This window comes from Paenibacillus maysiensis, assembly GCF_000520815.1.
Taxonomy (GTDB): domain Bacteria; phylum Bacillota; class Bacilli; order Paenibacillales; family Paenibacillaceae; genus Paenibacillus; species Paenibacillus maysiensis.
On the sequence record NZ_ASRY01000006.1, the window covers coordinates 17,586 to 27,329 of the forward strand.

Genomic DNA, 9,744 nt, shown 5'->3' on the forward strand with positions numbered 1-9,744 from the left:
CTCTCCCTTATATAAACTTGCGATGATGCTTCTTGCCGTCATATGAGAATAAGGCCAGCTTGCCTTCAATCATCGTTTCCAAATGAACAGTCCGCCCCCACAACTGATACACATACGGAAGCGTACGCTCCATATATTTTAAATCCAGCTCAATCCCTTCAAACTGATGCTTGAGCTTTAACTCGCCAGTGTGCAGATAATCTCCATCCTCAACGACGATATAAGGGGAGCCACCATTCACACGAGAGAATACGAGCTGGTCCCGTATGTTCTCCCACGATTTATCTGTAATTTTCCAATCCGGCCCTCGTTTCTCAAACACGTACAGATCCAAATCCTCGGTCAGTTTCTTGGTCATGTAATTGCGTATAAAAGAGGTGTCTGAGTCAAACTCCCGTACCTCGAACATTTTAGCGCGTCCTTCGCCCGGTTTGCGTCCTTGTCGCTCCTGCTCTTCACGGGTTGGGTTATCCCATCGCTTTTCAATATCCTCAAATATTTTAAGCCCCAAATAATACGGATTCAGGCTCTGCTTGGAAGGCTGTACGACAGAAGCATTCAGCAGTGCAAATTCAACGGTTTCATCCCCGGTCAAATCCAGTTCCCTGACAATCCGCTGATGCCAATAGGAGGCCCAGCCTTCATTCATAATTTTGGTCTCCATCTGGGGCCAGAAATACAGCATTTCGTCCCGCAGCATCGTCATGATATCCCGCTGCCAGTCCTCCAGCACTTCTGAAAATTCCTGAATAAACCAGACGACATCCTTCTCCGGTTCAGGCGGGAACTGCCGTATCCGAATGCCTTCGCTCTCAGGCGGATCGGGCTGCTCCTGTACCGTGTCCAGTGACCACAGATCATCGTAGGGCCCGTCTGGGCGCTTCCGTTTTCCCGGTTCCTTTTGCTCACGGATTTTAAGCTCCATATATCGCTGTTTATCCAGATGCTGCGGTTTGATCAACTGCGGATCAATATGCTCCTGTATAGCCAGTACCGAATCAATGAAGGATTCGACGGCCTTCGACCCGTATTCCATTTCATAACTGTTAATCCGGTCTGCCGTAGCGGACATACTCTCCACCATATTGCGGTTGGAGGCTGAAAAGCGGGCGTTGTGCTTGAAAAAATCACAGTGCGCCAGCACATGGGCGACAATCATCTTATTTTGAACCAAAGAATTTCCATCCAGCAGGAAGGCGTAGCAGGGATTGGAGTTGATGACCAGCTCATAGATTTTGCTTAGGCCAAAATCGTACTGCATCTTCATCTTGTGAAACGTCTTTCCAAAGCTCCAGTGGCTGAAGCGCGTAGGCATCCCATAGGCCCCGAACGTGTATACAATATCCGCCGGACAAATCTCATACCGCATCGGATAGTAGTCCAACCCGAATCCGTTGGCTATCTCCATAATCTCAGCAATCGCATATTCTAGCTCCTGATGGTCACTACTCATCCCACCGTTCCCCCTTCCCGTTTGCGAAAAAAGGTACGCAAGGCTTGGTATACCTCGCCCTTTTCCTTGATGACATAGTACATAAACTGATCCTTTTTAATGTTCTTATAGGCGGACATCAGTGTGCTGCTGCGGTTATATTGATTCACTTCCCCATAGCCGAACATATTGCTGCGCTTCATAAGCTCCTCGATCAGCTTCACGCACCGTTCGTTGTCCGAGGACAGATTGTCACCATCCGAGAAATGGAAGGGATAAATATTATATTGGGAAGGAGGATAGCGCTTGTCGATAATCTCCAATGCCTTGAGATAAGCCGATGAACAGATGGTTCCGCCACTTTCTCCACGGGTGAAAAATTCTTCCTCGGTGACCTCTTTGGCTTCGGTATGGTGCGCCAGAAAGACAATCTCTACCTTTTCATATTGGCGGCGCAAAAAGCGGGTCATCCAGAAAAAGAAGCTGCGGGCGCAATATTTTTCAAAAGATCCCATCGAGCCTGAAGTATCCATCATCGCAATGATCACCGCGTTGGATTGGGGGATGGTTTTTTCCTCCCATGTTTTGTAACGGAGATCGTCCGGACTGATATGATGAATGCCCGGATTGCCCTGACGTGCGTTGCGGCGCAGATTTTCGAGAATGGTTCGCTTCTTGTCAATATTTGCCTGCATGCCTTTTTTGCGTATGTCATTGAATACGATGGACTCAACCTCAATCTGTTCCTTGTCTTTCTGCTGCAAATGCGGCAATTCCATGTCCTCGAACAGCATATCTTCCAGGTCTTCCATGCTGACTTCCGTCTCCATAATATCGTGTCCGGGCTGGTCTCCGGCTTTCTCGCCTTTACCGGGCTTCTGGGAAGCAGGATCGCGTCCGATAACATCTCCCACCTGACTGTCGCCATCCCCTTGGCCCACATGCTTTTGCTTCTGATAGTTATAAATGAAGCGGTACTCATCCAGACTGCGAATCGGCACTTTAATAATCTGTTGACCGTCCGACATAATAATATTTTCTTCCGTTATCAGATCGGGCAAATTCTGCTTAATGACATCCTTGACCTTCTGATGATGACGCTGCTGGTCTTGGTACCCTTTGCGATGCAGCGACCAATCTTCGCGGGATACGACGAATGAATATGGCTGACGTGGTTCCGGCATTGTTAGGCACCCCCCAAGTGGATACACGGCACAGTTTGGCCTTGTTGGTTATTAAGTATATTCACGGGGATATACGATATGTGATGGAAGCCAAAAAACCTTTCCAATTTCAGGGCACCTGTTTCAGTCCGGATGAGGGGGATAGGGTCCAGCGCCAAGCAACTGGCGTTCGTTCACAGCATCTTTTCCGCCTTATAGCCAATTCCATACACCGTCTGTAATAGCGACTGATGCGGTTCGAGCTTCTTGCGCAGGCGCTGGATATGAATATCCACGGTCCGCGTTCCTCCTGCATAATCGTAGCCCCATACCTGCTCCAGCAGCTCATCCCGGGTGTACACCCGCCCGGCGTGTGACACCAGAAGCGCCAGCACATCAAACTCCTTGGGGGTCAGCTCCAACATTGTTCCCTCCAGTTCAGCCGTTCTGCTGGCCGGACGCACGCGCAACGGGCCAAGTGCCGTTTCTGATCCTTCTGGTGCAGGCGCTCCCTCCCGTTCAAGCCTCCGTACCAGCGCCTTGATACGTGCGAGCAGCTCTCGCAGATCAAAGGGCTTGCTCATAAAATCGTCCGCGCCCAGCTCCAGCCCGAGCACCTTGTCCACGATATCGTTTTTGGCAGTCAGCAGCAAAATGCCGATGCCCTTCCGACTTTCCAGACGGCGGCACACCTCATATCCGCCCAGCTTGGGCATCATCACGTCGAGCACCAGCACATCCGGGTGAAATAAACGGACTTTTTCCAATGCGTCTTCCCCGTCAACAGCGGTTTCTACCAAATAACCTTCTCTTTTCAACCCATAGGCCAGCGCATTTCGAATGCTGGGTTCATCGTCCGCTACTAATATTTTTTTATCCATGTCTTTTCCTCCCTGTCCCATAAACCAACCGTATCTGCCTACTTATGTTCCCGTAAATAAGCCTCCTTCAATACGGGCATTGTCATAAGCTCCTGAACGGTTACACCCGGTATTTTCATATGGACAGACCACCTTACTATTTATTTTGCGGTAACGGCACATATATATAGGAGTTTGCAAAGTTCTCGCCTAATCTAATTTTCAGGATAGTGTACCAAAAAAAGTTTACAAAACAAAACCTTTTACCGGATGGAACGCAAATCTAGAAGCAAAGCGTATTGCCCTTAAAAACAGCACCTATTTACCTCATCATGAATAGACTGATAACTAACAGAGGATTACCTTTTTCTATAATCACAAGTCAAGTGAGGTTCTTATGACGAAATCCTATACCAAAGCACAGATTCGCAAAATTACCAGTCGTTTCGGTCTGATCCCAATAAAATCAAGCTTAGTCTCATCACTGTACCGAAAAAATGCAGTGATCCAGGTGAAAACGAAAAAGGGAACTTATGCATTAAAGCCCTTTAGCCGTACTAAGATGGTCCGCTCAAATACAATCCAACAGATGGAGCAGGCTGCAAGCATAATCAGGCTTTTGAAAAAGAGAAAGTATAGCTACATGCCCGCGTGGCTTCCAACACATTCCGGGAAGCTGTGGACTATACATCAAGGAACGCCATTTTATGTAAGTCAGTGGATCAAAGGACGGGGATTGGAGAATGCTGAAGATTTTGAAAAGCTTGGGTGGGCACTTGCCACGCTTCACGCCTCGTCCACTGGCTTGCATCGGATTGGAAGGGGGAAATCCCCTACGTTTCAGCAATTGCGGATATGGAAAAACCAGGACCGTCTTTTTCAAAGAAAAATAACACAAATCAGCCGTCATGACAAAGAATACGGCTACTGGTACAACGCTCACGGCAAAGACTGCAAACGTTTAGCTAGGCGGGCATGGAAGGATTTGCAGGGCATATCCATTGTTAAGCTGCTTCAGAAGGAAAACCGTTCCCCCTCTTTAATACACAGCGACATCACGATCCCCAATGTCATTATTTCAGATGATGGTCAACTCAAAATCATTGATTGGGATCGAGTTAAGGTCGGCTCAGTCTATGTAGATCTGGCAAAGGCCCTTATGAATACGACCCAATTCAATCCTGAATTTGTGCAATCCTTGCTGAAGGGATACCAAAAACGCAAACCACTAAGCCGAACTGAACGAAAAATGGTTACAGCCTTGTATAAACTGCCACGCGAAGCGTGGCATGCCTCCCTACACCCGAATCGCTCAAGAAACCGCGAGATCCTGAACAATTGGGATCAATCGTGGCCCCTTCGTTTACAAATCATTCATATTTTGCAGGAATGGGTACATGCATAAAAGAAAGTGAGGATCAAAATGTCGATTTTATCGAACGTTGAGCAGATGTACGGAATCAAAATTCAACGTACTCGTCAAAAGAAGGACATATACAAGATCGAGACCGCCGGCATGACCTATTGTTTAAAGCCCTACAAATTCCCAGAAGATGAAATTCGTTTTATTACACATGTGTTGTCCTTCCTGGATGAGCGCGGGTTTACCCGCAGCCAAAAGGTTTATCCTACAGTGCAGCAAACCGCTTATATGACCCATGAAGGCATTTCGTATACATTAACCAATTGGGTTGATGGAGAAAGACCAAAATTTACAAAAGTCATAGATTTCAAAAAGGGAATTTACACCTTAGCCAAATTTCACTCCAGTGCCGTAGGCTTTCCTATCACCGAGGCTCCGGCAGCCAGAATACGTTACGAAGGCTTGGGTGATGAAATAGCTGGATACAAAAAACACCTCAGTCCCTACAAAGGCACAGCACATCTCGTGGCTCTCTGTGAAGAAGTGTCGAATCATTTACAGCAGACCAAAGTTCGAGAAGCAATCGACTCGGAACAAAAAATCGCCGCATTTATACATGGCGATTACAATTACCCCAATCTGATTAAAGACAGACGGCTCAAGCTCCATTTAATCGATTTTGAAAATTGCTCCCTGCACGTAAGAATGAAAGACTTGTCCCATCTTCTTCATCGAAATTGTCTTTGGAACGGGACCAAGATGCTGCGTGCGGTCGACTACTATCAACGATATCGTCCGTTGAGCGCCCATGATTTACATTTGCTTCACACACTTTTGATCTCTCCCTATCATGTGGTCCGCAACATCAGAATAGGCGGCATCCGTTCTGCCAAACGTGTTATTCCATCATTCGTGCAGTTAAACAAATACCGACGTGAGCTTAGAGCGCTGCTATAATCTGTCGGCTTGGAGCCAAACAGGAAAACAGACCCGACGAAACGGTCTGTTTTTTTTATGTTCTGACAACGATCTATGGGAAATCTACATGCCACTGAACCGAATCCGCTGGCTGATTGTACCGGTACAATCAAAAGTTTATAGCATTGTAATCAGTACGCCCCCCTTCTACAATGATGCTAAGACTCAAGGATCATTTGTTCCGAATAGAAAATTTGGGAAACTAACAATAGAGGTGACTGCACATGTACATCATGACAAAAGAAGAAATAAAGGCTTATCTAAACAGGATCGGAATTCAAGATATTCAGCCTCCTACCCAATCCTATTTATTTGAGCTGCATAAAGCCCATGTGAAACATCTTTCGTGGCAAACGGTGGACATTTTTGCAAGAAAGCCGGCAGCCATTGGTTTTCAAGAATCAGTTCAACTTATTTTACAGGGGAGAAGCGGCTATTGTTTTCATCTGAATGGTGCCTTCAGCGCACTACTACATTCACTGGGCTACAAGGTCTCCCTGCATCGTGCCGGGGTTCAGCCTTTAGGGGCAGAGCCGCGCATCAATTCATTTCATCTCGGGTTAACCGTGAACTTGCTAAATGAGCAGCACGAAGATGAAGTATGGATTGTTGATGTCGGTTTAGGCGATATGCCATATGAGCCTGTTCCACTCCGTATGGGCACTTATGAACAAGCCCCTCTTCAATATAAGGTTACGGAGTCCGGGGTTGTTGCAAAAGGCTGGCGGTTAGAGCATGATTCGCTTGCTTCATTTGTCGGCGTTGATTATGACCCTACGGTTGTTCGGGATTTGGAAGAATTTATGCCAAAACATCATTTCTATAGCCGCTCAGCGGATTCTCCATGGTTCAACCTGTTTCTGATTCGGCAAAGACAAGCATTAGAGACGAATGAACTAAGAGGCTGCATTTGGAAAAAACACGGGCTGAACGGACTGGAAAAAATAGAGCTGGATCATAAATCGCAGTGGCTGGAAGTGTTGGCAGATGTATTTGGTGAGCCGCTTGTTAACTATAGTCACCAGGAACGGGACGAGTTATGGAGAAGGGTATTTGCGGCTCATACTGAATGGAAGAAATCAATCATTTCCTTATAAGTATTACGCTCTTCCTCGGTTGCGTTGATTGGACCGCCACGGAGGGAGAGCGTTATTTTCCTCAAAAAGCTCTCCCCGGGATACAACTCATTCTATCCTCTCACACTACATCATTTCGCCGGAATGTTGAAGCGTTTCCAATTCCTTCACCATATTTTCGATCAGCTTTGTAAAGGAAGCCAATTCCTCGGAACTGGAAGCTTGTTGTCGGGCATAATAAAAAAAGAATCCGACAGCAAGCACTGGAAACTTACTGTGCATGCTACCGGATTACTCCACCCTCTTGTCTTGCTAACCTTAAGCTTACCCAATTTTACCGATTCAGCAGACTGCCTACATACCGAAGCAGGTCGTTGGCGCTGGCACCTGTATAGCCGTGTTCCTCAATCAACCGCTTAATCACCTCATTCATTCGTTTGAGCTGATTAGCATCGGGTGTTTTGGTCGAGGTCGTAATTTTCACAATATCCTTCAAATCAGCGAACAGCTTCTTCTCAATCGCCTCTCTCAGCCGATCATGATGATGATATTCAAACTTACGCCCCTTGCGTGAGTAAGCGGAAATTCGGATGAGAATTTCTTCGCGGAACGCCTTTTTCGCATTTTCCGATACCCCAATCTGCTCTTCGATCGAACGCATCAGCCGCTCATCCGGGTCGAGTTCCTCATCCGTAAGCGGGTCGCGGATTTTCACCCAATTGCAGAAGGCTTCGATGTTATCCAAATAGTTATCGAACAGCGTCTTGGCTGATTCCTCGAACGAGTACACAAAGGCTTTCTGTACTTCTTTTTTCGCCAGCTCGTCATACTCCTTACGGGCCACGGAAATGAAATTCAGATAGCGCTCCCTTTCCTCCTTCGTAATAGAAGCATGCTGATCCAGACCATCCTTGATGGCTCTTAAAATGTCCAGCGCATTGATGGATTCTACATTTTGCTTAATGAGCGCACTGGAAATGCGGTTGATGACGTACCTTGGGTCTACCCCGGACATGCCTTCCTCCAGAAACTCATTTTGCATTTCCTTCAGGTCGGCTGTCTTGTAGCCTTCTACCTCTTCGCCATCATACATGCGCATCTTTTTGACCAGATCCATGCCCTGCTTCTTCGTCTCCTTCAAGCGGGTAAGCACGGAAAAAATAGCAGCCGTCCGCAGCGCATGAGGAGCGATGTGAATATGCTTCATGTCACTTTGTTCAATGAGCTTCGCGTAAATTTTTTCTTCTTCCGAGACTTTAAGGTTGTAAGGAATCGGCATTACGATCATCCGTGATTGCAGAGCCTCGTTCTTTTTGTTTGCGATAAAGCTTTTATACTCCGACTCATTGGTATGGGCAACGATCAATTCATCTGCACTGATTAACGCAAAACGCCCCGCTTTAAAATTACCCTCCTGGGTCAGTGACAGCAAATTCCACAAAAACTTCTCATCGCATTTCAGCATCTCCTGAAACTCCATCAGTCCACGGTTGGCTTTGTTCAGTTCTCCGTCAAAACGATACGCGCGTGGATCGGATTCCGACCCATACTCCGTAATCGTAGAAAAGTCGATGCTGCCCGTCAAATCGGCAATATCCTGTGACTTCGGATCCGAAGGACTGAACGTACCGATGCCGATCCGATTTTCTTCCGATATAAATACCCGCTCCACGCGGACCTTTTCAATATCTCCATCAAATTCTGTCCGTAATCTCATCTGGCAGGCTGGGCATAGATTGCCTTCAATCCGCACCCCCAGCTCCTTCTCAAAATCCGGACGCAGCTCATGAGGAATGAGATGAAGCGGATCTTCGTGCATGGGGCAGCCTTCAATGGCGTATACCGCTCCCTGATCCGTCCTCGAAAATTTCTCCAGACCGCGTTTGAGCAAGGTGACCAGTGTGGATTTACCTCCACTGACGGGTCCCATCAAAAGTAGAATACGTTTGCGCACATCGAGCCGACGGGCTGAGGAATGGAAGTATTCCTCCACCAACTTTTCAAGCGCACGGTCCAGTCCAAAAATCTCCTGCTCGAAAAATTTATATCGCTTATGTCCCCCAGCCTCTTCTACACCAAAAGATTCAATCATCTTGTAAACCCGTGCATGAGCGGTCATCGCCGGCGTCGGGTCTTTCTTGAGTATCTCGATATACTCTCTAAAAGTGCCGCTCCAGGCCAGACGGTTGTTTTCCGCCCGGTACTCCGCAACGCGTTCAAAAATATTCATGCTAGGTTCCTCCTATGACTGCGTAATGACTATCCTCCACTCCGGATGGTTAATGGCTACACTCGTCCACGCCTTTCAGGATATGATGCAATCCTCTTAAAAAAAGTGTAATACATACCTATGCAGATTGATTTCAGAATTGACCTTTTTTTTGCGACAGTTTCCCTGCCTTTTCGAAAAACAGAGAGATACACTGTGCTAAAATATACAACAACGACGCGGACCTGCCGCATTATGGTACAATATAAGCTCGGAATAATGGGATAAAGGAGCGGGAGAAGCATGGCGGTTCGGCATGAGACGGAGCTGTACGCTCCGATCAAAGCCTTTTTTGAGAGCTCGGGATACGAAATCAAGGGAGAAGTGCGTAACTGCGATTTGGTGGGAATAAAGCCAGAACAGCAGGAGCCACTGATTGTGGAGATTAAAAAGACGTTCAATCTGGCGCTGGTGCTGCAAGGCATGCAGCGTCTGAAGCTAAGCAGCAATGTGTATGTGGCGGTGGAACGAAACCGCGCGAAAAAAGGGGCTGTCAATCAGCGCTGGAACGAGCTGATCGGACTGTGCCTCCAGTTGGGGCTGGGCTTGCTCACCGTTACCCATTTTAAAACCAAGCCGCCGCTTGTAGAGGTACTTTGCAAG

8 protein-coding genes and 1 pseudogene are annotated in these 9,744 nt (G+C 47.2%); 4 read left to right on the top strand and 5 right to left on the bottom strand.

Features of this window, described 5'->3' with window-relative positions; all coding sequences use genetic code 11:
- Window positions 1-7 precede the first annotated feature (7 nt).
- The 3 genes from L696_RS0100380 to L696_RS0100390 form a co-directional block, all read right to left on the bottom strand.
- Complete coding sequence (locus tag L696_RS0100380; protein WP_025681882.1) at window positions 8-1,453, bottom strand: SpoVR family protein; 1,446 nt, start codon at window positions 1,451-1,453, stop codon at window positions 8-10.
- Window positions 1,450-2,616: a sporulation protein YhbH gene (gene yhbH / locus L696_RS0100385; RefSeq protein WP_025681883.1), complete on the bottom strand. Its 1,167-nt coding sequence runs from the start codon at window positions 2,614-2,616 to the stop codon at window positions 1,450-1,452. Before yhbH ends, L696_RS0100380 begins: the two co-directional genes overlap by 4 nt.
- Window positions 2,617-2,789: 173 nt before the next feature.
- The gene (locus L696_RS0100390) at window positions 2,790-3,476 is read right to left on the bottom strand and encodes a response regulator transcription factor (protein WP_025681884.1); all 687 of its coding nucleotides are present in this window, start codon (window positions 3,474-3,476) and stop codon (window positions 2,790-2,792) included.
- 376 nt (window positions 3,477-3,852) lie between these two features.
- On the opposite strand from L696_RS0100390, the gene L696_RS0100400 reads away from it, so the two are divergent.
- The 3 genes from L696_RS0100400 to L696_RS0100410 all read left to right on the top strand — a co-directional run bounded on the left by L696_RS0100400 (window position 3,853) and on the right by L696_RS0100410 (window position 6,893).
- Window positions 3,853-4,860 (top strand): aminoglycoside phosphotransferase family protein, encoded by a 1,008-nt coding sequence (locus tag L696_RS0100400; RefSeq protein WP_025681885.1) that lies wholly within the window; start codon window positions 3,853-3,855, stop codon window positions 4,858-4,860.
- Window positions 4,861-4,878: 18 nt separating this feature from the next.
- Window positions 4,879-5,775 carry a phosphotransferase gene (locus tag L696_RS0100405; protein WP_025681886.1) on the top strand — a complete coding sequence of 299 codons (897 nt, stop codon included), beginning with the start codon at window positions 4,879-4,881 and terminating at the stop codon, window positions 5,773-5,775.
- A gap of 245 nt (window positions 5,776-6,020) precedes the next feature.
- The gene (locus L696_RS0100410; protein WP_025681887.1) at window positions 6,021-6,893 is read left to right on the top strand and encodes an arylamine N-acetyltransferase family protein; all 873 of its coding nucleotides are present in this window, start codon (window positions 6,021-6,023) and stop codon (window positions 6,891-6,893) included.
- A gap of 105 nt (window positions 6,894-6,998) precedes the next feature.
- On the opposite strand, the gene L696_RS29065 is transcribed toward L696_RS0100410, so the two are convergent.
- Both L696_RS29065 and L696_RS0100420 read right to left on the bottom strand, forming a co-directional pair.
- Window positions 6,999-7,154, bottom strand: a complete 156-nt coding sequence (locus L696_RS29065; RefSeq protein ID WP_245233255.1) for a hypothetical protein — start codon at window positions 7,152-7,154, stop codon at window positions 6,999-7,001.
- 52 nt (window positions 7,155-7,206) lie between these two features.
- A complete protein-coding gene (locus L696_RS0100420; protein WP_025681888.1) occupies window positions 7,207-9,102 on the bottom strand; it encodes a PrkA family serine protein kinase in 1,896 nt (631 codons plus the stop codon).
- 282 nt (window positions 9,103-9,384) lie between these two features.
- Between L696_RS0100420 and L696_RS0100425 the strand changes: the two are divergent.
- A pseudogene (locus tag L696_RS0100425) lies at window positions 9,385-9,744 on the top strand (hypothetical protein); the annotation flags it as partial.